This is a genomic window from Bacillus sp. LK2 (genome assembly GCF_001043575.1).
Classification (GTDB): domain Bacteria; phylum Bacillota; class Bacilli; order Bacillales; family Bacillaceae_G; genus Bacillus_A; species Bacillus_A paramycoides.
This window is the reverse complement of sequence record NZ_LDUK01000006.1, coordinates 97,673-121,119: the sequence shown is the minus strand read 5'-3', so window position 1 is coordinate 121,119 and position 23,447 is coordinate 97,673. Positions and strand designations below refer to the sequence as shown.

Here is a 23,447-nt window from a genome sequence, read left to right as displayed (position 1 = left end):
TCTATTAGTTAGAAGGGGGCCTTGCTTTTTAGGACAGAAGTCTGTCTTAAAAAGGTAAGGTCCCCTTTTGCTTTTTTTAAGGAGGAAAAATGATGATTACGTTAACAGGACACACATTGACAGTTGAAGAAATGGAGAGGTTGTTACTTGAAGGTGAAGGTGTAACAGCTTGCCCAAATAGTATGCAAAAGGTAGCGGAGTGCCGCGAAGTAGTTGAGAAAATTGTAGAAGATGGAAAAGTTGTTTACGGTATTACAACTGGATTTGGAAAGTTTAGTGATGTGCTTATTCAAAAAGATGATGTAAAGGCACTTCAGCACAATTTAATTCAATCACATGCGTGCGGGATAGGTGATCCATTCCCAGAAGAAGTATCACGCGGTATGTTAATTTTACGAGCTAATACGATGTTAAAAGGAGTATCTGGCGTTAGACCACTTGTTGTAAATATGCTTCTTGAGTTTGTAAATCGCAAAATTCATCCAGTCGTTCCGCAACAAGGGTCACTAGGAGCGAGCGGTGATTTAGCACCTTTATCTCATCTTGCTCTCGTTTTATTAGGTGAAGGTGAAGTGTTCTACAAGGGAAAACGAGTTCATGCGATGGTTGCTCTTACAGAAGAGGGGCTTGAACCTATTGAATTAGAAGCGAAAGAAGGTCTTGCGTTAATCAATGGTACGCAAGCGATGACAGCGCAAGGAGTTCTTTCTTATATAGAAGCAGAAGCAACGGCTTATCAAGCTGAATTAATTGCTTCTATGACAATTGAGGGATTACGCGGCATTATTGATGCATTTGATGAAAATGTTCATAAAGCACGTGGGTATAAAGAGCAAGTGGAAGTAGCAAGTAGAATTCGTGACGTTCTTCATGATAGTAAACTTGTGACAAAACAAGGAGAACTTCGTGTGCAAGATGCATATTCACTTCGCTGTATCCCGCAAGTGCACGGTGCTTCTTGGCAAGTTTTAAATTATGTGAAAGAAAAATTAGAAATCGAAATGAATGCAGCGACAGATAATCCACTTATTTTTGATGGTGGGGAAAAAGTAATTTCAGGTGGTAACTTCCACGGACAACCGATTGCATTTGCGATGGATTTCTTAAAAGTAGGAATGGCAGAACTTGCAAATATTTCAGAGCGCCGAATTGAGCGCCTAGTAAATCCGCAATTAAATGACTTACCACCATTTTTAAGTCCAGAACCAGGACTTCAATCTGGTGCAATGATTATGCAATATGCAGCGGCTTCGCTCGTTTCTGAAAATAAAACGTTAGCACATCCGGCGAGTGTAGATTCAATTCCATCGTCAGCTAACCAAGAAGATCACGTAAGTATGGGAACAATCGCTTCACGTCATGCGCATCAAATTATTCAAAATGTAAGACGTGTTCTTTCAATTGAGATGATTTGTGCGATGCAAGCAGCAGAGTATCGTGGTACTGAAAACATGAGTACAGTGACGAAAGCGTTCTATCATCAAGGCCGTCAGCAAGTGCCTTCTATTACAAATGACCGCATATTCTCAACGGATATTGAAAATATCGCGCATTGGTTAAAAGCGAACTATTCAATAAAAGAAAGATTAGATGTAAACGCAGCAATATAAAATGAGAAAAGGGAGAGATTGAAATGGAAAAAGTAAAACAAACAATTCGTGCGCAAAGAGGTACTGAGTTACAAACGAAAGGATGGGTTCAAGAAGCTGCACTTCGAATGTTAATGAACAATTTAGACCCTGAAGTAGCTGAAAAACCAGAAGAATTAGTTGTATATGGCGGAATTGGCCGTGCAGCTCGTAACTGGGAAAGCTACAATGCAATTGTAGATTCATTAAAAACGTTAGAAAGTGATGAAACGTTACTTGTTCAATCAGGAAAACCAGTTGCAATTTTCAAATCACATGAAGATGCGCCTCGCGTTCTTTTAGCGAACTCAAATTTAGTACCGAAGTGGGCGAACTGGGATCACTTCCGTGAACTAGAGAAAAAAGGCCTTATGATGTACGGACAAATGACAGCAGGTAGCTGGATTTACATTGGAACACAAGGGATTTTACAAGGAACATATGAAACATTTGGGGAAGCTGCACGTCAACATTTCGATGGTTCATTAAAAGGTACATTAACACTTACTGCTGGTTTAGGTGGTATGGGTGGTGCACAACCTCTTGCTGTAACGATGAACGGCGGTGTTGTAATTGCTATTGATGTTGATAAGCGCAGCATCGATCGTCGTATCGAAAAGAGATATTGTGATATGTATACAGAATCTTTAGAAGAGGCATTAACTGTTGCGAACGAGTATAAAGAGAAGAAAGAACCAATTTCAATTGGATTGTTAGGAAATGCAGCAGAGATTTTACCAGAACTAGTGAAGCGCAATATTACGCCAGATTTAGTTACGGATCAAACATCTGCTCATGATCCATTAAACGGTTATATTCCAGTAGGTTACACATTAGAAGAAGCAGCGAAACTTCGTGAAGAAGATCCAGAACGTTACGTACAATTATCAAAAGAAAGTATGAAAAAACATGTGGAAGCAATGCTTGCAATGCAAGAGAAGGGCGCGATTACATTTGATTATGGAAATAACATTCGCCAAGTTGCTTTCGATGAAGGATTAAAAAATGCTTTCGATTTCCCAGGATTCGTTCCAGCATTTATCCGTCCGTTATTCTGTGAAGGAAAAGGACCATTCCGCTGGGTAGCTCTTTCTGGTGACCCAGAAGATATTTATAAAACAGACGAAGTTATTTTACGCGAGTTCGCGGATAATGAGCATTTATGTAATTGGATTCGTATGGCTCGTCAGCAAGTTGAGTTCCAAGGTCTTCCATCACGTATTTGTTGGCTTGGTTACGGAGAGCGTGCAAAATTTGGCCGCATCATTAATGAAATGGTGGCAAATGGTGAATTATCGGCACCGATCGTTATCGGTCGTGACCATTTAGATTGCGGATCTGTAGCATCTCCAAACCGTGAAACAGAAGCGATGAAAGACGGTAGTGATGCAGTAGCAGACTGGCCAATTTTAAATGCATTAATTAACAGTGTAAACGGTGCGAGCTGGGTATCTGTTCACCACGGTGGTGGTGTTGGTATGGGTTATTCACTTCATGCTGGAATGGTTATTGTTGCAGATGGAACTGAAGCAGCAGCAAAACGTATTGAACGCGTATTGACTTCTGACCCTGGTATGGGTGTTGTTCGTCACGTTGATGCAGGATATGGCTTAGCTGTTGAAACAGCGAAAGAAAAAGGCGTTAACATTCCAATGATGAAATAAGGGGGAAGAAACATGCTGGACACTTTACTAATAAATATCGGTCAATTACTAACAATGGATCAAGAAGATGGCTTGTTAAGACGGGAAGCGATGAACACGCTTCCTGTTATTGAAAACGGTGCTGTTGGAATTGAAAACGGCGTAATTACTTTCGTTGGAACAGCGGAAGAAGCAAAAGGATTACAAGCGAAAGAGGTTATTGATTGCGGCGGGAAAATGGTTTCTCCTGGTCTTGTTGATCCGCATACGCATCTTGTATTTGGTGGATCTCGTGAAAATGAAATTGCGCTGAAATTACAAGGAGTTCCGTACTTAGAAATTTTAGAACAAGGCGGAGGTATTCTTGCGACTGTAAATGCAACGAAACAGGCATCGAAAGAAGAACTTGTTCAAAAAGCAAAATTCCATTTAGACCGTATGCTATCTTTCGGTGTGACAACTGTAGAAGCGAAAAGTGGTTACGGATTAGATGATGAGACGGAATGGAAACAATTAGAGGCAACTGCACAATTACAAAAAGAGCATCCAATCGATTTAGTTTCAACATTTTTAGGTGCTCATGCAGTTCCGAAAGAGTACAAAGGAAAATCAAAAGAATTTTTACAATGGATGCTAGATTTATTACCAGAAATGAAAGAGAAGCAATTAGCTGAGTTCGTTGATATTTTCTGTGAAACAGGCGTGTTCTCTGTAGAAGAATCAAAAGAATTTTTATTAAAAGCGAAAGAACTTGGCTTTGATGTGAAAATTCATGCAGATGAAATCGACCCTCTTGGTGGTGCTGAAGCAGCGGCTGAAATTGGTGCAGCATCAGCGGACCATTTAGTTGGCGCTTCTGATAAAGGAATTGAAATGCTTGCAAATTCTAATACAGTAGCAACATTATTACCAGGAACAACTTTTTATTTAAATAAAGAAAGTTTCGCACGTGGACGCAAAATGATTGATGAAGGTGTTGCGGTTGCTTTAGCTACAGACTTTAATCCAGGTAGCTGTCCAACTGAAAACATTCAGCTTATTATGAGCATTGCGATGCTGAAACTGAAAATGACACCAGAAGAAGTTTGGAATGCGGTAACAGTTAACTCTGCTCACGCAATTAATCGTGGTGATGTAGCGGGGAAAATTAGAGTTGGTCGTAAGGCAGATTTAGTTTTATGGGATGCTTATAATTATGCTTACGTACCGTACCATTACGGTGTTAGTCATGTAAATACAGTATGGAAGAATGGTAATATCGCATATACAAGAGGTGAACAATCGTGGAGCACGGCCACTATTTAAAGAAGAATGCAAAGTTTATCGATCGTGAAGTGACGAAATGGAGCGAAATGATTAAAGATTGGGAGGAAGGTGTAGAAATATTCGGTGCTGCCTTAATTGGAGCACCTCTTTCTAAACCATCCATTAGTCATTCAGGGGCATGTTTTGCACCGAAAACGATTCGTTCAATGTTAGATGCATATAGCACATATGCAATTACAGAAGAACACGACATGAAAGAAAGTGTCCTGTATGATTGCGGTGATATTACGATGCATGTTACAGATATAAAAGAAAGTCATAATCGAATCGCGAAAACAGTTGGTCACTTAACGAAAGTGAATCCGAAAATGATACCAATTGTTCTTGGTGGTGACCATTCTATTAGTTTTCCGAGTATAAGTGGTTTTGCAAATAGTAAAGGAAAGATCGGTATTATTCAATTTGATGCCCATCATGATTTACGTAATTTAGATGATGGTGGCCCATCAAATGGTACACCGTTCCGTAGTTTACTAGAAAATGATGTCATTACAGGAAAACAACTCGTTCAAATTGGGATTCGTAATTTTTCAAATGCACGGGCGTACCATGAATATGCAAAAGAGCATGGCGTGACTGTGTATACAATGAAAGATGTAAGAGAGCGAGAAATAAAAGATATTATTACAGAAAGTATTGAAGTATTAAGAAAACAAGGCGTGACTTCTATTTATATTTCTCTTGATATGGACGTATTAGACCAAGCGTTTGCGCCAGGTTGTCCAGCAATCGGCCCTGGAGGAATGGATAGTACGACTTTACTTGATGCGATTGAATTCCTTGGAAAAGAGCCGCTCGTTCAAGGGATGGATATTGTAGAGATTGATCCAACTCTTGATTTTAGAGATATGACGAGCCGAGTAGCAGCGCAAGTTATTATGAGTTTTCTTTTAGCGCGAGAAACGATTGAGAAAGAGATTCGTATATAAGGAGGAACCTCTCTATTGTTAGAGGGGTTTTTTTCTATATACGAATATTTCTAGATAAGAGCGTATAAATTGACGTTACTATTTAAAAGTAAGTATGATGCGATTATAGTAAGTTTTTTATAAGGGGGAAGAAAAATGGCAAGTTCAAACAATAAAGCAGCAAATATTTATGCAGGAACAAATATAAATAATTGGGGAGCTTTTGAAAACATTGAAGAAACGAAGTTATTTGATCCGATTCAAATTGGATCTTGGTCTCTTCGTAATCGCATAGCGATGGCACCGATGACGAGATGTTTTGCAAATAATGAGACGGGAGTAGTTGGTGCTGACGTAGTAGAGTATTACCGAAAACGTGCTGCTGATGGGATTGGATTAATTATTACAGAGGGAATCGTCATTAGCCCAAGAGCAAAAGGGAATCCAGGAGTACCAGGTATTTATACGAAAGAGCAAGTGAATTCTTGGAAGCCTGTTACAGAGGCAGTACATAAAGAAGGCGGAACGATTATTGCGCAAATATGGCATGTCGGACGCATGAGTCATCATGAAATAATTGGTGGCCAATTGCCGCAAGCACCGTCAGCAATCGCTGCAGAGGGAAATGTTCCGCGTTTCCGAAAACCGTTTGATACGCCAGAAGCAATGACAATAGAAGAAATAAAAGAAGTTATCGGTCAATATGCACAAGCTGCGAAAAATGCGATCGAAGCTGGATTCGATGGCGTTGAAATTCACGGTGCACACGGATATTTAATTGATCAATTCACTTATGAATTCGCGAATAAGCGAACAGATAAATACGGTGGAGACTTAAAGCAAAGGCTAACATTTATGAAAGAAGTAACAGAGGCTGTTATAGAAGCAGTTGGAGCTGATAAAACACTTCTTCGCTTCTCTGCCTTTAAAGGTGATAACCCTACTTATATGTGGGAAAATCCAGAACTTGCGATTGAGACTTTTGTAAATATGTTCAAAGAAGTTGGATTAACAATGATCCATCCGTCAACGATGAATTATACAGCAGTTATTGCTGACGGAAAGAATTTTCATCAATTAGTAAGAAAATATTGGGATGGTACTATCGTAGGAGTAGGGAATTTGAATCCGAAAGAGGCAGAAGAAGCATTGCAAGAGGGAACAATTGATGTAGCGGCATTTGGAAGACCGTTAATTGCGAACCCAGATTTTGTTCATCGAATTAAAAATGCTGAAAGTTTAGTCGAATATGATGCGAAAGAGCATCTTGCTACGTTAGTGTGAATAAGGATAAAAAGAGAACACATCGAGTGTTCTCTTTTTATTATGGAACTTCATATATAGGGGGAAGCAGAATGAATGAAGCGCTACTCGTTATTATTAGTATATTGCTCTTTTTGATGCTACTTCTAATTATCTTTTTTATCATTACATTTTTTATTAAAAAACGGACGCATCATTCTATCTTAAAATTGCATCCATATTTAGGAAGGATGCGCTATTTACTTGAAAAGATAGGACCGGAATTCCGGCAATATTGGTTTGACCATGATACTGATGGAAAACCTTTTTCGCGTTACGATTTTCAAAGTGTTATGTTTTTAGCAAAATATCGTTCTGAAATACTTGGTTTTGGATCAAAACGAGATTTTGATGCTTCTGGCTATTATATTGCTAATACATTATTTCCAACATTAACAGATGAATTAAGTGTGAATCTAACGCAAGAGCGTGAGGGAAAAAAGTATGTGATTCAAAAAGAGGGATTATTTTCAAGAAGAGAGAAATTGACAGCGGATACAACAAACCTTTGGTTATACGAAGAAGACGATGCAATTATAGTCGGTGAAAATCGTAAATATCCATGGAAACTACATGGCATGTTCGGTGCATCAGCGACTTCTTACGGTGCAATTGGAGAAAATTATATTTTATCAACTGGATTTGGAGCGAAAATGGCAGGTGGTTCATGGATTAATACTGGAGAAGGAGGCGTAATACCGGAACATTTACATACAGGTGCAAATATTATTGCACAAATTGGTCCAGGGTTATTCGGATATCGTGATGAGGAAGGTAATTTTTCAATGAAGGAATTTATTGAAAAAGCGAGAGAAAGCAATATTAAAGCATTTGAGTTGAAATTTGGGCAAGGAGCAAAAATACGTGGTGGTCATTTAGAAGGACAGAAGGTAAATGAGAAAATTGCTTCCGTTCGGAAAGTACGAGAAGGAGAGACGATTAATTCGCCAAATCGATTTTCATTTATTAATAATGCGGTAGAGGCTTTATATTTTATTCAAAATTTGCAAGAAAACGGCGGTAAACCAGTCGGTATGAAAATTGTAATTGGTCAACAGGAGCCGTTGGAAGACTTATTGAAAACAATGAAAGAATTAAACATCTATCCAGATTTTATTACAATCGATGGTTCAGAAGGTGGATCAGGTGCAACGTATAAATCGATGGCAGATAGTATGGGGCTTCCACTTATTCCAGCATTAATTACATTTATTGATACAGCGAATCATTATGGGGTTCGGGATAAATTAAAGGTGTTTGCCTCCGGGAAATTAGTCACACCAGATAAAGTGGCAATCGCTTTAGCAATTGGAGCAGATGCTGTAAATTCAGCCCGTGGATTTATGATGGCAAGCGGCTGTATTATGGCACTTCAATGTAATTCAGGACAATGTCCATCAGGTGTTGCGACAACGAATCCTCACTATCAAAAAGCGTTAGATCCGTATGAGAAGAAATGGCGAGTAATGAACTATATAATTAGTATGAGATATAGTTTGTTTTCATTAGCGGCGGCAGCGGGAGTAAAGAGTCCGCGCCATTTAACGAGAGAGCATATTGTGTTTAAAGATGAGACTGGGAGGGTGATTTCTCTTTCGGAATTGTTTCCCGACGTAAGCGAGAAGTAAATGTGTAAGGATGTAGCTAAATAAAAAATGTTGGTCAAAAGTCATACATTTGTATGGCTTTTTTGATTATAGGAATATAGGGAAGTTAGAAAAATATTGCTCGAATATTTCCGCTTGTCGTTTGTACCTTTTATAATATATAGTTAATATACAGCAGTTGTCAGAAAAATATTTTTGATGAAAAAATTAAACGGGATCCTCATTGACAATGAAAAATAATTAGATTATAATAAATCTCGAATTCAAGATAATTTCGAAGGTATTCTAAATAGTAAAACCGATATTTTATATAATAGTAAACTAAGCATATTGTAGGAACTGTAGTTTTTTTTTGTTAATTATCTCGAATTCGAGATAATTTTAAATAGGGTGGAATGTGTGAGTTTTTAAGGGATATCTCAAATTCGAGATAAAATGACATTACGGATTGAACTTAATCAAATGGACAAAATGAATAATGAATTTTAGCGTATAGCAGTTCTTTAAAAATGAAATAAAAAAAGGAGTGGGCGAAATGGAAAAGAAAACAATGGGGATTCATCATATTACAGCAATCGTAGGTCATCCACAAGAAAATGTAGATTTCTATGCAGGTGTATTAGGTTTGCGTTTAGTAAAACAAACAGTGAATTTTGATGATCCAGGTACGTATCACCTTTACTTTGGGGATGAAGGAGGAAAGCCAGGAACAATTATTACATTTTTTCCTTGGGCAGGTGCTCAACAAGGTGTCATAGGAGATGGGCAAGTAGGAATAACTTCATACGTTGTACCTAAAGGTACTATAGGATTTTGGGAAAAGAGATTAGAGCACTTCGATATTTCATATACAAAAATGACCCGCTTTGGAGAACAGTATTTAGAATTTGATGACCCGCATGGTTTGCATCTAGAGATTGTTGAAAGAGAAGACGGCGAAGCGAATAATTGGAGTTTTGGAGGAGTTACGCCAGAAGTTGCGATTAAAGGATTTGGTGGTGCTGTCCTTTTATCTGCACAGCCTCAAAAAACTGCCGAACTGTTAGAACATGTAATGGGGCTTGAAAAAGTTGGAGAAGAGGGAGAGTTTGTTCGATTCCGTTCTTCAGCTGAAATTGGAAATGTAATTGATTTAAAGTTAAATTCTATTGGACGCGGGCAAATGGGTGTTGGTACGGTTCACCATATTGCATGGAGAGCTATTAATGATGCTGATCAATTAGACTGGAAAGAACATGTTTCACGCTTCGGATATGGTGTTACTCCTGTTCAAGATCGAAATTATTTTAATGCCATTTACTTTAGAGAGCACGGGGAAATTTTATTTGAAATTGCAACGGATCCTCCGGGATTTGCACATGATGAAACGCAAGCAACGATGGGTGAAGAATTAATGCTTCCTGAGCGATATGAACCACATAGAAAACAGATTGAACAAGTACTATTACCAATTGAAGTAAGAGAATTAGACTAATTATATAAGTGATTGAAAGGGGATAAAGGATAATGATGAAACATGTTTTTCAAAAAGGAAAAGATGCGTCAAAACCAACACTATTATTGCTACATGGTACGGGTGGAAATGAATTAGATTTATTACCGCTTGCCGAAAGAATTGATTCAGAATCTTCTGTATTAAGTGTTCGTGGGAATGTGTTAGAAAATGGAATGCCTCGTTTCTTCCGTAGATTAGCAGAGGGTATTTTTGATGAAGAGGATCTCGTTTTCCGTACGAAGGAATTGAATGAATTTTTGAATGAAGCAGCAAAAACATATGGATTTGATAGAGATAATATTGTAGCTGTTGGATACTCAAATGGAGCAAATATTGCAGCGAGTTTATTATTCCATTACGAAAATGCATTAAAAGGTGCCATTCTTCACCACCCAATGGTACCGAGAAGAGGGATAGAACTGCCTAATTTAGTAGAGAAAAAAGTGTTTATTGCTGCTGGAACAAATGATCCGATTTGTTCATCAGCAGAGTCAGAGGAATTAAAGGCGTTACTAGAAAATGCGAATGCTAGTGTAACAATGCACTGGGAGAATAGAGGGCATCAATTAACGATTAATGAAGTAGAAAAAGCAACAGAGTGGTATGAAAGAGTGTTTCCGCATGCATAAATAATAGGCTAAATCGAGTGTGAAATCATAAAGATTTTATACTCGATTTTTTTGTTGCTATTCAGGGTGTTAAAAAGAACAGGAAAGTTATGTTAAAATATGAAGAAAAGTAAAGGGGTTCCTGTTGTGTTAATGAGCAGGAGTGTAGAAAAATCGGCAATTTGTTTTAAGAGTGTCGATTTTTTAATATGGAGGGGAATTATTAGATGTCAAACTACGAAAATGAAGAAATGCTAACGGGAGGGAATGTCTCAAACGTATATCGTTCGGAAGATACTGTTCGACGAGAATTAAAGCAGGGCAGTACCAAAATTCATAAACTATTAAACCATTTGGAAAACAAAGGGTTTAGTTATGCACCAAAGTTTTTAGGGATTGATGAAAAAGATAGAGAGATATTATCATTTTTTGAAGGAGAAGCTGGTAATTATCCTTTAAAAGAATACATGAGGTCTAATGATGTTTTAAAAGAGATAGCGAAGATGCTCCGTCTTTATCATGATGCTGTGAGTGACTTTCCGTTATTAGATGATTGGAAACCGATGGATAATACTCCAAATAAAATAGAGGTTGTATGCCACAATGATTTTGCAATATACAACATTATTTTTAATAACGAAAAACCAGTAGGTATTATCGATTTTGATGTTGCTGCTCCGGGTCCAAGACTTTGGGACATAGCGTATACTCTTTACACTTGTGTCCCTTTAAGTAGAGTTTATTATACAGAAACAGGTGAGGCAGTTTATTATAATTCATTACAGCATGCTGGTCGTATAAAGCAAAGAGTTAAATTGTTTTTTGAATCATACGGTGATGATATGGAAGAAGATTATTTGGAGATGGTATTACTCCGATTAGAAGGGTTATGTAAATACATGAAAAGAAAAGCTAAAGAAGGCGATAGGAACTTTCAAAAAATGATAGATGAAGGACACCTTGAACATTATGAAACCGATATTAAATTCATTCGTGAACATGGAAGAGAATGGATGTAATGAAATGCGTTTTATACAAAAAAAGCTCAGAGTCATATAGGGACTTTGAGCTTTTTAGCGTGTTATTTTAGATGTTTTCCATAATAACTGAAATACTTATAACAACTAGTAGGTATCTTTTATTATATTGATATAGCATAGTTAAGAGTTTGTTACAGGCTGAGATGCAGCGATGGGTAATTGGATATCAACAGTTGTTCCTTTGTTTAATTCACTTGAAATGAATAATTTTCCGTGATGCTCTTGGATGATTTTATAGCATATCATTAAGCCGAGACCAGTTCCTTTTTCTTTTAAGCTATAAAAAGGTTCTCCAAGACGTGACATGCGCTCTTCAGGTATTCCACATCCTTCATCAATAATGCGTATTGAAATAAAATCATTTTCTAACGATGTTGTTTGGATGAAGATGTTACCGCCATTTGGCATCGCCTCGATGGCATTTTTTAATATGTTAATAAAAACTTGTTTTAATTGATTACTGTCACATTGAATGTCAGAAGTATGATTAAAATGGTCCATAATGATATGAACGCTATGCATAATAGCAGTTGGTAAAATAAAAGTTACTACTTCTTCAATTAATGTTTGTATGTTGCAAGTATGAATAGCAAGCACTTGTGGTTTAGACATCGCCATAAATTGGCTTGTTATGGATTCCATTTGTGAAATTTCACTTAGCATAACGTCTACATACCATTTATTTTCCTCATTTATCTCTGGATGTAATAATGTTAAAAATCCTTTCAATGAAGTTAGCGGGTTTCTAATTTCATGTGCAATCCCAGCTGTCAGTTGTCCTACTACTGCAAGCTTTTCGGATTTTCGTAATAATTTTTCAGTTTCCTTTAGTTCGGTAACATCCCTTCCCATCACTATAAGACCTTTGCGGGAGCCATCAGGGTGGAAGAGTGGGACTTTTGAAATACTTAAAATTAGGTCGAAATCATCTCTATGTATAATAAATTCTTCACCGTGAAGAATTTGTCCTTTTTGCCATGTTAGTTCATCAACTTCTTCACAATGTAAAAAAGCTTCTCGGTACGCTTCGTTATATTGAATGAGTTCCCCATCTTTCTTTCCGTGATAGGGTACATTATGGAAATCGAAGCAAGAAAGTGCATAGTCATTCGCTTCAAGCCAGCGTCCTTCATGATCTTTAAATATAACAAACGCAGGCATTGAATTCATTAATGTGCGCAATCGTTTCTCACTATCTTTTAATACTTTCTCAATTCTATCTGATTTTTCAAGGGGTTTCATAATGGCGTATACACCTGTTAAACGGTTTTCAACAAAAATAGGAACTAATTTTGTTACGACATCTAGTAAATATCCGTCTTTATGATAAATAGAGATAATATACTCTTTTTGATCATTAGCTACAGTATTTTTTATGTATTGTAGCACTTGATCAGAAATATGTGCTTCTAAAATAGAAGTGATTGTTTTACGCTCTAATTCGTGAGAAGTGTAACCTAATATTCTTTCAGCAGAGGGATTAATATGTAAAATAACTCCTTCTAAACTCAATGAAATAATACTATCAGGATTATGTTCAAAAAGAGAGGCGTACATTTCTGCTAAAGAACGACTTTGTATATGGTTTCGCAAGCGTCCAGATACATTCGGATGACGCTTTTTTTGAGTAGATGAATATTTTTTACGACTCATAATATTTCCTCCGTACAATTAGCATCTAAAAAAGATGGATCTATTAATAACTATAATATAGGTGTGACATGTATTTCTATAAAAAATGGAAATTACATAATAAAATTTCTTTTTTTTTATTAGTAGAAGGTATAAAAGGTAGTAATAAGAGAATCTTATATTGCTTTATTAATTTTCTGTAAGTTACATGAATGTGTTTTCGTTATAACATTAGAATAGAAGAGGGGGAGAAAAAATGAAAAGTTATATTCAAGGAATTGATCATGTACAAGTAGCGGCACCTGTAGGATGTGAGGAAGAAGCAAGAGAATTTTATGGTAATAAAATTGGTATGGAGGAAATTCCGAAGCCAGAAGAGTTAAAGAAGCGTGGCGGATGTTGGTTTAAGTGTGGAAATCAAGAAATTCATATCGGAGTCGAGCAAAACTTTATATCAGCTAAAAAGGCGCATCCAGCTTTTTATGTTTTTAAAATTGACGAATTTAAACAAGAATTAATACAACAAGGTATTGAGGTAATAGATGATAATGCACGCCCAGATGTAATTAGATTTTATGTATCAGATCCATTTGGAAATAGAATTGAATTTATGCAAAATAAAAACTAGGTGAAGTTCCACCTAGTTTTTTACGCTTTTCTAAACAATCCTAATACTTCAACCGTCTCCGTAATATTAACGAATGCATGAGGATCAATTTCAGAAATAGTTAGTTTCATACTTGCTAACTCTTCTCGTGAAACAACAGTCATAAGTACACGTTTTTTCTCATTTGAATAAGCACCTTCGCCGTCAAGAAGTGTAATTCCACGTACAACAGTAGAAAGGAGTTTCTTTTTCATTTCTTCTGCTTGATTTGTTACAATCATAAGTGTAACTTTACGATGTTTCGTATGAACAGCATCAATTACTTTACCAGTTACATAAATTGAAAGTAAGCTTGTTAGTGCAACATCCCAGGTGAAGAAAAATCCTGCAATGACAACAACAACTGTGTTTAACAGAATAAGGAAACCGCCAAGTTTAATATCTCTTTTACGAGATAACAACATACCGATAATATCAAAACCACCAGTTGAACCATGGCAGTTGAAGACAAGGCCAATACCAGCTCCGGCGATAACACCTCCAAATACAGATGATAAAAGTGGATCTGTTGCTACGACTTTTACAGGAATATAATATAGTGCAACAGATAATACAATTACAGAGACAACTGTGTTAAAAATTACTTTTTTTCCAAGACCTATGTATCCTAAAATGAGGATTGGTAAGTTCAATACGAAGTTAATAATACCTGTGTTTACAGGGGTTACAATTCCTAAAATAATAGCAATTCCGCCAATTCCACTACTTAAAATTTTATGGGGGATAAGGAAAAGATTAAAGGCAATTGCAATAATAATAGAACCAAAAATAACACCAAGAAATCTGACCATCTTTTTCCCGTCCTTCAGTAAATAATCATATTATTTCAAGATTATATATGAAATTAAAAGTTTTAGGGGAAAACAGTTTATTTTGGGAAATTAGATTAATCTAAAGAATTTGAGTATTCAATGATTTGGAAGGGGATACAAAAATGAAGGTAACAACGTATCAAAAGAAAAGTCCTTTAAAACAAGAATGTGAGGATTCATTTTTTTGTAATGAAGATAATATAGTTTACGGTGTATGTGATGGCGCAACGCCACTTGTCCCATTTGTTGATGAAGAAGGACATAATGGAGCACACATCGCTTCGCATTTATTTGCAAGTCATTTTACTTCGTTACGGGAGAATATCAGTTTACAAGTTGCAGTTGCAAAAGCGAATGAATTATTACAGAACAAAATGCTAGAATATAAGGTTTATACCGGAAAAAAAGATCATTTATGGTGTACATGTATTGCAGCAGTTCGAGTAGATGGCGAGAAACTTGAATATGTGCAGTTAGGTGATTGTATGATTGTTGCGATACATCAAGATGGAACGATGCAAGTATTAACGAAAGATACAGTTAAAGGAATTAGTAAACGCGCAAAAAAGAAAAGAGAAGAAGACCGTAAAAAAGGGTTATCTGTACCTGAAGAACACGTATTTCAAGATGTTCGAGAGCAGTTAAAATACAATCGTTATCTTGCGAATATGCCAAATGGTTACTCAGTTGCAAATGGTATGAAGGAAGCAATGACCTATTTACAACATGGGGAATTACAGGTAGCTGAAGTAAGTGGGATCTTTATTTGTTCGGACGGATTGTTTCACCCAGATTGGCCACTAGAACAAACTGTAGCATATATAAGAAAGAATAGTATAAAAGAATATGTAGCAATCATTGAAGAGTTAGAAGGGGAAAACAGAATAAGACCAGATGATAAAACAGTTATTATGATCGACTTTTAAGAGGAGGACGTTCACATGGAAATTAAATGTGCAAATTTAACATTTCAAGATGAGTTAGTTCCTTTAGAAAAAGTAAATAAACTTATTATCCACCATACGTCAGAAGATGGATGGGATGTGTATAAAACTCACGAATTTCATCAAAAAGTAAGAGGGTGGAGCGGGATTGGTTACAATTATTTTATTGAAGAAGATGGAACTGTAGTCGAAGGACGAGGTTTACATATAGGGGCACATGCGAAAGATAATAATAGAGATACAATTGGAATATGTATGACGGGAAATTTTGATACATACGATCCTACTACTGCGCAAATGAATTCACTATATTCTTTATGCAAGACATTAATGAATCAATTTTCTATAAGTAAAGAAAATATACTTGGCCATCGTGAATTAGAAGGAGTTACAAAAACTTGTCCAGGAAATCGTTTTTCTATGGTAGAGTTAAGAAAAGTATTATCTTAAATATAGAGGAGTAACGAATGATGATGAATATAAAAATACCGACTGATAAAAAAGAAGAGCTTGTAGCACAAATCCAGCAGTTTTTCGTTGAAGAAGATTTAGATGAGATTGGACGTTTCCAAGCAGAACGTTTAATAGAAGAAATGATAAAGTTAGTAGGACCATTTGCATACAATCAAGCAATTGGAGATGCAAGAAAACTTGTAACTGAAAAACTATCTAATATTGAAGAAGATTTGTATGTGTTAGAGAAGAATGAAGGGAAATAAAAGAAGACTAGAAATTCTAGTCTTTTTTTATTTGATTGGCAGCAAAAAAACATGGAGAAAACACGAAAAGGACATTGGAAGTACACTTTTTGTTTTTAGAATATTCTTAGTTTTAAAATACTTCAGAAAGGAAGAGTGAAATGAGATTAACGCCAAGAGAAATTGATAAACTGCTGGTAGTTGTTGCGGCTGATTTAGCTTATCGACGAAAGGAGAGAGGGCTTAAGTTAAACTATCCAGAAAGTATCGCTATTATTACGTATGAAATTTTAGAAGGGGCAAGAGACGGTAAAAATGTAGCGGAATTAATGGAGCTTGGAAAAAACATTTTAAGTGCTGAAGATGTTATGGATGGTATTGCAGACATGATATCAGATATTCAAGTTGAGGCAACTTTTCCTGATGGAACAAAATTAGTAACTATTCATCAACCAATTCATTAAAGGAAGTGAATGTTATGATCCCAGGGCAATATATCCTTGCGAAAGAAGACATAGTATGTAATGGAAATAAAAAAGCAACGAAAGTTAAGGTGTTAAATCAGGGAGATAGACCTATTCAAATTGGATCTCATTACCACTTTTATGAAGTGAATGAGGCGTTAAAGTTCAATCGTAGTGTAGCAATTGGACAACATTTAAATATTCCAGCGGGTACAGCGGTAAGATTCGAGCCTGGGGATGAAAAAACGATTGAATTAGTTCCATACTCAGGGAAGCAAGAAGTATATGGATTTAAAAATAAAGTGGATGGCGATATTCAATCTTACAAAAAAAGAGGGAGATAGCATGAGTTTTAAGATGTCACGTAAACAATATGCTGATTTATATGGTCCAACTACAGGAGATTCTATTCGTTTAGCGGATACACAATTATTCGCACATATTGATCGAGATCACACCGTATATGGTGATGAAGCTGTCTTTGGTGGAGGGAAATCAATTCGAGATGGTATGGGGCAAAATTCGCAATTTACAAGAGAGCAGGGTGTTGTGGATGTTGTTATTACCAATGCAATTATTATTGATTATACAGGGGTATATAAAGCGGATATTGGTATAAAAGATGGAAAGATTTCAGCAATTGGTAAAAGTGGTAATCCTTCAATTATGGACAATATTGACATCATTATTGGAACATCAACAGAAGTAATTTCTGGTGAACGGAAAATCGTTACAGCTGGAGGTATCGATACACACGTACATTTCATATCTCCGCAGCAAATTGATACAGCATTAGCTTCAGGTATAACAACCTTAATTGGTGGAGGGACAGGACCAGCAGAGGGTACTAAGGCAACTACAATAACGCCTGGATCTTGGAATTTAAGAAAAATGCTAGAAGCAGCAGAAGCTTTTCCTATAAATCTTGGGTTTTTAGGGAAAGGGAATAGTTCAAGTTTATCTGCCCTGGAAGAACAAATATTTGCAGGGGCTATCGGATTGAAAATTCATGAAGATTGGGGAGCGACTTCTTCAGCAATTAATCACTCATTACAGATTGCTGATAAATATGATATTCAAGTTGCTATTCATACTGATACGTTAAATGAATGTGGTTTTGTGGAAGAGACGATAAAGGCTATTGATAATCGTGTTATTCATACGTACCACACTGAAGGGGCTGGTGGTGGGCATGCGCCAGATATTATAAAGATTGCTGCACTGAATAATATTTTACCTTCTTCAACGAACCCGACCTTGCCATATACAGTGAATACGCTGGATGAACATTTAGACATGCTCATGGTATGTCATCATTTAAAAGCAAATATTCCAGAAGATGTAATGTTTGCGGACTCAAGGATTCGAAAAGAAACAATTGCGGCAGAGGATATTTTGCAAGATTTAGGGGTTTTCAGCATGATTAGCTCTGACTCACAGGCGATGGGAAGGGTTGGAGAGGTTATTATTCGTAATTGGCAAACCGCCGATAAAATGAAAAAGCAGATTGGTAGTTTAGAGGGAGATAAAGAATATAACGATAATAATAGAATTCAACGTTATATAGCTAAGTATACAATTAATCCAGCTATTACACATGGGATTTCAGAATATGTTGGTTCTATTGAAGTAGGAAAGTATGCAGACCTTGTAATATGGGATCCACAATTTTTCGGTGTTAAGCCAGATATGGTTTTGAAAAATGGGATGATAGTGATGGCATTAATGGGAGACGAGAATGCTTCGATCCCTACACCACAACCATATTATGAAAAAAAGATGTTTGGTGCATATGGAAAAGCAGTACAGTCAAGTTCGATTACATTTGTATCTAAAGTAGCTTATGAGAATAAAATTAAAGAAAAATTAGGTTTAAATAAAGTTGTATTACCTGTTAAAAATACGAGAGAGATTTCTAAGCAAGATATGAAGCTGAATAATGCAACACCAGAAATTGAAGTGGATCCGCAGACATATGAAGTTAAAGTTGATGGACAAGTTATCACGTGTGAAGCAGTAGATGTATTACCTATGGCTCAAAGGTATTTTTTATTTTGATATAACGGGGGAGATAAAATGATTATTGAAAAAATTAATAACAACGTATGCAACATGAATGATTTTGCAAATACAAAAAAGCAACTTGATAAAATATTGATTTCTAGTGAGCTATTACTAAAGAGGGTTCAGAAATTATATTCAGAAGCTGGTTTTGAAATTGGGGTGTCTTTAGATAATGGAGAAACATTAAAGAACGGTGATGTTTTATATGAAGATGAAAATCGTATTGTATATATTGAAGTGTTACCAGAAGAGGTAATTGTAATTACTCCAACGTCAATAAAAGAGATGGGAATTATTGCGCACAATTTAGGAAATAGACATTTACCAGCGCAATTTGATGAAGGGTGTATGATTTTGGCCAACGACTATTTAGTAGAAGAGTTACTCAAAAAGGAAGGTGTTCCTTATCAAAAAGAAAATAGAGTATTATCAAAACCGTTCAAGCATGCTTCACACAAACATATTTAACCTACTTAACCTACTCCAAATTAGTGATTCGAACTTCCCAACAGGAAGTTTTAGTCACTCTTTTGGATTAGAAACATTTATTCAAGAGGGGCAAGTTACAAATAAAGGCGAATTTTTCAAATGGATTAATCGATATGTAAAAGTGCAATTAACACACACTGACGGCTTAATTTGCAAATATACTTACGAAGCCATTAAGAATAATGCTGGAAAACAAATTACATTTTTAGATGATTTAATAACAGCACAAACATTGCCTTTTGAATGTAGAAAGGCAAATAGAATGATTAGTAAAAGTACTTCTAAACTATTGTGTGAACTGTTTTCATTTGCAAATTTAAATATATACAAAGAAAATATTTTTGGAAATAAATTACAAGGCCATCCGAGTATCGTATACGGAATATTAGGGGCGGAATTGAAAATGACAATAGAAGAAACGCTCTTAGTTTTCTTATACTCAAGTGTTGGAAGCATAATTCAAAATGGTGTGAGAGCCATTCCTCTTGGACAAACAGATGGTCAAAAACTATTACAAGAATGCCATGAATTGATCTGTGAATCTATTGATAGAATTCAAATACTTTCATTAGAGGATTTTGGATTGAATGATCCTGAATTCGAAATAAATCAAATGCAACATGAAGATGTAAATGTAAGAGTCTTCATGTCATAGGGAGGAAAAATAAAATGATAAAGCCTATTAAAATTGGTATTGGTGGCCCGGTAGGTGCTGGGAAAACAATGTTAGTTGAAAAGTTAACAAAATATCTAAATACAGATTATGAAATTGCAGCAATTACAAACGATATTTATACGAAAGAAGATGCAAAGATTTTATTGAAAACAGGTGTTTTACCAGAAGATAGAATTATTGGTGTAGAGACGGGAGGGTGTCCACATACAGCAATTCGAGAGGATGCTTCTATGAATTTTGAAGCAATTGAAGAACTCATGATTAGACATAATAATTTAGATATTATTTTTATTGAAAGTGGGGGTGATAATTTAGCTGCTACATTTAGTCCAGAGCTAGTGGATTTTTCCATTTATATTATTGATGTGGCGCAAGGAGAAAAGATTCCTCGTAAAGGTGGACAAGGAATGATCAAATCTGATGTATTTGTTATTAATAAAACGGATTTGGCACCTTATGTAGGGGCTAATCTTAGGGTTATGGAAGAGGATACGAAAAATTACCGACATAACAAACCATATTTTTTTACAAATTTGAAGGATGAGGAAGGCTTACAGGAATTAATAAATTGGATGCGACAAAACATCATGTTAGAAGGATTGAAAAAATGAAAGCTCCTACAGGTGTCTTAAACATTGATGTGATGGAAAAGAGACATAAAACCGTACCGATTAAGGTTTATCATAAAGATGCCTTAAAAGTAACGCAGCCAATTTATTTGGACGATTATGGTAGAGCGTATTACTATATCATGAATTCTGGTGGAGGTTATTTAAAAGGGGATTTCTATTCTATAAATATAAATGTTCGTGAAGATGCGAAAACATATATAACAAGCCAATCAGCAACGAAAGTTTACAAGACCCCAAATAGTTATGCTTTGCAAGAATTGAATTTTTATATTGGTGAGAATGCTGTTATGGAGTATTTACCAGATCCGTTAATTATGTACAAGGATGCAGCATATAAGCAAAAAACAAATATATATATGCAAAGGAATTCTACATTGATTTTATGTGATTCAGTTACGCCTGGTTGGTCTCCAAATATGGAGAAGTTTACATACCAATATTTTGATTCGCTAACAAAAATATATATGGAAAATAAACTTGTAGTTTACGATCATCTATTGTTAAACCCTTTCAAAGAGTCATTAGATCAAATGGGAATATTAAATCAATATTCCCATTATGGTACTTTTATAGTTATTAATGAGAACATTACAAATGATTTAATTGCAACATTGAAAACGTCGCTTTCTAACACCAATAATATGAAGATTGGAATATCTTCCATGCCATGTAAAGGCTTTGTCATACGCATACTTAGTCATAATACAGAGGATATGGAGTCTATATTTTTTCAGTGTCATCGTTTTGTTAGGGAGAACTGTTTGCATGAAGAATTAACATCCTATCGAAAATATTAAGTAGGAGAAGGGGATACTATGACTAATGTGGGATTATTGTTTGTCGGTGCAGTTCTATTTATGAATTCACTAGCAGCTTTTAAACTCATTGATAGCAAAAGTGTAGGGTACTTCAATTTATTTGTAGGGGCATTACAAACTTTGACACCATTATATTTATTATTTACAGGAAGTCAATCCGATGAGTGGACTATCCTATCTAATGGAACTATTTTTTTATTTGGTTTTACGTATTTATATGTTGGTCTTACGAATATATTAAAACTTGATTCTTCAGGTGTAGGTTACTATTCTCTTTGGGTTGCGATTATTGCGACGGTTATGGGAATAGTGAATCAATTACATGAGAGTGGAAGTCTACAAAGTACAATAATTTGGTTCTTTTGGGCGTTCCTTTGGTTTTTATTTTTCCTGCAAGATGGGTTGAAAAAGAAGATTCATATTTATGTAGGGATTGTTTGCTTCATTGAATCTTGGATTACTGCAACGATACCAGCTCTATTGACACTCACAAATCATACAGACGTGTTAAATAATTTTGTAATTATTTTAGCGACTGTTATAACAATTGTAGTTTTTATTATGGCACTTTTCTTTTTTAGGAGTATTCAATTTAAAGTAGAAAGGGTTAGTAACTATGTGGAAAAGTGAATTGAAAAAAGCAACTAACTTTTTTGTTATTATTATATTTCTTCATGTGCTTGGGATTCTCTTATTATTACCTGCACTATATAAAGGTAATAGCATAATTGGAATGGCTATTATTGCATATTCTTTAGGATTGCGTCATGCGTTTGATAGTGATCATATTGTCGCAATTGATAATACTGTTCGGAAATTAATTGAAAAAGGTAAAAACTCACAGGGGGTGGGATTTTACTTTTCATTAGGACACTCTACTGTAGTATTTGTGATGATAGTATTAATTGCTTTAATTGGAAAAACGGCAAAACATGGAATGGAGAGTTTTTCTACTATAGGCGGTATTATCGGTACAATCGTTTCTAGCACATTCCTTATTATTATCGGTCTTACCAATCTGTTGTATCTTATTAAAGTCTTACGAAGCCAAGAGGATAAGCAGCCAGAAAACTTAGGATTTATATACCGTTTCACGCAGCGCTTATTTAGGTTTATTGATAGTCAAAAGCAATTGTATATGATCGGCTTTTTATTTGGGCTTGGTTTTGATACAGCAAGTGAAATTGGATTAATTGCTCTTTCTACAGTAACTGCAACAAGTCAATCTATTCCACTTGTAAGTATATTTGCTTTTCCCATTTTGTTTGCTGCAGGAATGTCATTGATGGATACATTAGATAGTACATTCATGAATACGAATTATAAGTGGGCAATGGAAAATAGTCGAATAAGAAATTCGTATAATGTATTAATCACCTCAATATCTGTTATAACGGCTTTTTTAATAGGAGGTTATCAACTATTATCTTTGCTTATTGAAAGCTATAATTTACAGGGACCGTTTTGGAATCTCATACAGGTAGTTAATTTTGATTATTTGGGTATATATCTTGTTGTATTTTTTATTATTTCTCTTATTGTTTTTGCTGTGTGGAATAGAAATGCATTTAAAGAACCACTTACAAAGAGTATAGAGAAATAAAAATATATCGTATGTTATTTAGTATATTATGTATACAGAGTATGGGTTAAACTTTATGAAATAAAAAACGCGTTAGATGAAAATGCATCTAACGTGTTTTTATTATTTATGCTCTTTATATTCATGTACTTTTTCTTTTACATTACCGACAGTAATTTTGGCAGTACCTTTTATCTTATCCCATTTTCCTTCAGCTTGTAATTTCTTATTGTCTGTTACTTTCCCGACAACTTCCTTTACTTCGCCTTTTACTTTATCAATGGTACCTTCTACTTTTTCTTTTAAACCATGCTCATGCTTTGTCATACATTTCTCCTCCTTGTAGTTTGATTAATATGAACTTTTCATATTGCAAGTTGAATGATGTATCTACTATTAGTGTAAAGGGATT

General features: G+C 35.5%; 25 protein-coding genes. 22 read left to right on the top strand and 3 right to left on the bottom strand.

Annotated elements, in window-relative coordinates:
• Positions 1 to 92 precede the first annotated feature (92 nt).
• The 9 genes from hutH (at position 93) to VK90_RS06670 (ending at position 11,536) form a co-directional block, all read left to right on the top strand.
• The gene (hutH, locus tag VK90_RS06710; protein WP_048371443.1) at positions 93 to 1,610 is read left to right on the top strand and encodes a histidine ammonia-lyase; all 1,518 of its coding nucleotides are present in this window, start codon (positions 93 to 95) and stop codon (positions 1,608 to 1,610) included.
• A 23-nt stretch (positions 1,611 to 1,633) separates the two neighbouring features.
• On the top strand, positions 1,634 to 3,292 hold the full coding sequence (gene hutU / locus VK90_RS06705) for a urocanate hydratase (protein WP_048371441.1): 1,659 nt from the start codon (positions 1,634 to 1,636) through the stop codon (positions 3,290 to 3,292).
• A 12-nt stretch (positions 3,293 to 3,304) separates the two neighbouring features.
• The gene (hutI, locus tag VK90_RS06700) at positions 3,305 to 4,576 is read left to right on the top strand and encodes an imidazolonepropionase (protein ID WP_002172924.1); all 1,272 of its coding nucleotides are present in this window, start codon (positions 3,305 to 3,307) and stop codon (positions 4,574 to 4,576) included.
• A complete protein-coding gene (hutG, locus tag VK90_RS06695; RefSeq protein WP_048371439.1) occupies positions 4,555 to 5,526 on the top strand; it encodes a formimidoylglutamase in 972 nt (323 codons plus the stop codon). Before hutI ends, hutG begins: the two co-directional genes overlap by 22 nt.
• A gap of 135 nt (positions 5,527 to 5,661) precedes the next feature.
• The gene (locus VK90_RS06690) at positions 5,662 to 6,789 is read left to right on the top strand and encodes an alkene reductase (protein ID WP_048371437.1); all 1,128 of its coding nucleotides are present in this window, start codon (positions 5,662 to 5,664) and stop codon (positions 6,787 to 6,789) included.
• A gap of 71 nt (positions 6,790 to 6,860) precedes the next feature.
• Positions 6,861 to 8,435: an FMN-binding glutamate synthase family protein gene (locus VK90_RS06685; protein ID WP_002172920.1), complete on the top strand. Its 1,575-nt coding sequence runs from the start codon at positions 6,861 to 6,863 to the stop codon at positions 8,433 to 8,435.
• 514 nt (positions 8,436 to 8,949) lie between these two features.
• Positions 8,950 to 9,888: a ring-cleaving dioxygenase gene (locus VK90_RS06680; RefSeq protein WP_048371435.1), complete on the top strand. Its 939-nt coding sequence runs from the start codon at positions 8,950 to 8,952 to the stop codon at positions 9,886 to 9,888.
• A 32-nt stretch (positions 9,889 to 9,920) separates the two neighbouring features.
• Entirely contained in the window at positions 9,921 to 10,538 is a 618-nt protein-coding gene (locus VK90_RS06675) for an alpha/beta hydrolase (RefSeq protein WP_053081357.1), read from the top strand.
• Positions 10,539 to 10,744: 206 nt separating this feature from the next.
• Positions 10,745 to 11,536, top strand: coding sequence for a phosphotransferase (locus tag VK90_RS06670; RefSeq protein WP_048371433.1), 792 nt, complete (start codon positions 10,745 to 10,747; stop codon positions 11,534 to 11,536).
• 141 nt (positions 11,537 to 11,677) lie between these two features.
• Here VK90_RS06670 and VK90_RS06665 read toward each other — a convergent pair whose 3' ends face one another.
• On the bottom strand, positions 11,678 to 13,210 hold the full coding sequence (locus VK90_RS06665) for a BA3702 family sensor histidine kinase (protein ID WP_048371431.1): 1,533 nt from the start codon (positions 13,208 to 13,210) through the stop codon (positions 11,678 to 11,680).
• A gap of 235 nt (positions 13,211 to 13,445) precedes the next feature.
• Between VK90_RS06665 and VK90_RS06660 the strand changes: the two genes are divergently transcribed.
• Positions 13,446 to 13,817 (top strand): VOC family protein, encoded by a 372-nt coding sequence (locus tag VK90_RS06660; RefSeq protein ID WP_048371429.1) that lies wholly within the window; start codon positions 13,446 to 13,448, stop codon positions 13,815 to 13,817.
• A gap of 20 nt (positions 13,818 to 13,837) precedes the next feature.
• On the opposite strand, the gene VK90_RS06655 is transcribed toward VK90_RS06660, so the two are convergent.
• Positions 13,838 to 14,647 carry a YitT family protein gene (locus VK90_RS06655; RefSeq protein WP_025148053.1) on the bottom strand — a complete coding sequence of 270 codons (810 nt, stop codon included), beginning with the start codon at positions 14,645 to 14,647 and terminating at the stop codon, positions 13,838 to 13,840.
• A gap of 143 nt (positions 14,648 to 14,790) precedes the next feature.
• On the opposite strand from VK90_RS06655, the gene VK90_RS06650 reads away from it, so the two are divergent.
• From VK90_RS06650 to VK90_RS06595, 12 genes are all read left to right on the top strand, one after another.
• The gene (locus tag VK90_RS06650) at positions 14,791 to 15,594 is read left to right on the top strand and encodes a protein phosphatase 2C domain-containing protein (protein ID WP_048371427.1); all 804 of its coding nucleotides are present in this window, start codon (positions 14,791 to 14,793) and stop codon (positions 15,592 to 15,594) included.
• Positions 15,595 to 15,609: 15 nt separating this feature from the next.
• A complete protein-coding gene (locus tag VK90_RS06645) occupies positions 15,610 to 16,062 on the top strand; it encodes a peptidoglycan recognition protein family protein (protein ID WP_048371425.1) in 453 nt (150 codons plus the stop codon).
• A 17-nt stretch (positions 16,063 to 16,079) separates the two neighbouring features.
• Positions 16,080 to 16,331, top strand: a complete 252-nt coding sequence (locus tag VK90_RS06640) for a DUF2164 domain-containing protein (protein WP_002111161.1) — start codon at positions 16,080 to 16,082, stop codon at positions 16,329 to 16,331.
• 140 nt (positions 16,332 to 16,471) lie between these two features.
• A complete protein-coding gene (locus VK90_RS06635; RefSeq protein WP_001241327.1) occupies positions 16,472 to 16,774 on the top strand; it encodes an urease subunit gamma in 303 nt (100 codons plus the stop codon).
• A 14-nt stretch (positions 16,775 to 16,788) separates the two neighbouring features.
• Positions 16,789 to 17,118: an urease subunit beta gene (locus VK90_RS06630; RefSeq protein ID WP_000612162.1), complete on the top strand. Its 330-nt coding sequence runs from the start codon at positions 16,789 to 16,791 to the stop codon at positions 17,116 to 17,118.
• 1 nt (position 17,119) lies between these two features.
• Positions 17,120 to 18,832 carry an urease subunit alpha gene (gene ureC / locus VK90_RS06625; RefSeq protein WP_048371422.1) on the top strand — a complete coding sequence of 571 codons (1,713 nt, stop codon included), beginning with the start codon at positions 17,120 to 17,122 and terminating at the stop codon, positions 18,830 to 18,832.
• 18 nt (positions 18,833 to 18,850) lie between these two features.
• Positions 18,851 to 19,306 carry an urease accessory protein UreE gene (locus VK90_RS06620; protein WP_048371420.1) on the top strand — a complete coding sequence of 152 codons (456 nt, stop codon included), beginning with the start codon at positions 18,851 to 18,853 and terminating at the stop codon, positions 19,304 to 19,306.
• The gene (locus VK90_RS06615) at positions 19,284 to 19,982 is read left to right on the top strand and encodes an urease accessory protein UreF (protein WP_048371418.1); all 699 of its coding nucleotides are present in this window, start codon (positions 19,284 to 19,286) and stop codon (positions 19,980 to 19,982) included. The genes VK90_RS06620 and VK90_RS06615 overlap by 23 nt, the downstream gene beginning before the upstream one ends.
• Before the next feature lie 14 nt (positions 19,983 to 19,996).
• Positions 19,997 to 20,614, top strand: a complete 618-nt coding sequence (gene ureG, locus VK90_RS06610; protein ID WP_048371416.1) for an urease accessory protein UreG — start codon at positions 19,997 to 19,999, stop codon at positions 20,612 to 20,614.
• Positions 20,611 to 21,432: an urease accessory protein UreD gene (locus VK90_RS06605; protein ID WP_048371415.1), complete on the top strand. Its 822-nt coding sequence runs from the start codon at positions 20,611 to 20,613 to the stop codon at positions 21,430 to 21,432. Before ureG ends, VK90_RS06605 begins: the two co-directional genes overlap by 4 nt.
• An 18-nt stretch (positions 21,433 to 21,450) precedes the next feature.
• Positions 21,451 to 22,083 (top strand): AmiS/UreI family transporter, encoded by a 633-nt coding sequence (locus VK90_RS06600; protein ID WP_048371414.1) that lies wholly within the window; start codon positions 21,451 to 21,453, stop codon positions 22,081 to 22,083.
• On the top strand, positions 22,070 to 23,056 hold the full coding sequence (locus VK90_RS06595) for a HoxN/HupN/NixA family nickel/cobalt transporter (protein ID WP_048371412.1): 987 nt from the start codon (positions 22,070 to 22,072) through the stop codon (positions 23,054 to 23,056). Before VK90_RS06600 ends, VK90_RS06595 begins: the two co-directional genes overlap by 14 nt.
• A gap of 102 nt (positions 23,057 to 23,158) precedes the next feature.
• Here the strand turns inward: VK90_RS06595 and VK90_RS06590 are convergent, their stop codons facing one another.
• Complete coding sequence (locus VK90_RS06590; protein ID WP_048371410.1) at positions 23,159 to 23,362, bottom strand: CsbD family protein; 204 nt, start codon at positions 23,360 to 23,362, stop codon at positions 23,159 to 23,161.
• Positions 23,363 to 23,447 lie beyond the last annotated feature (85 nt).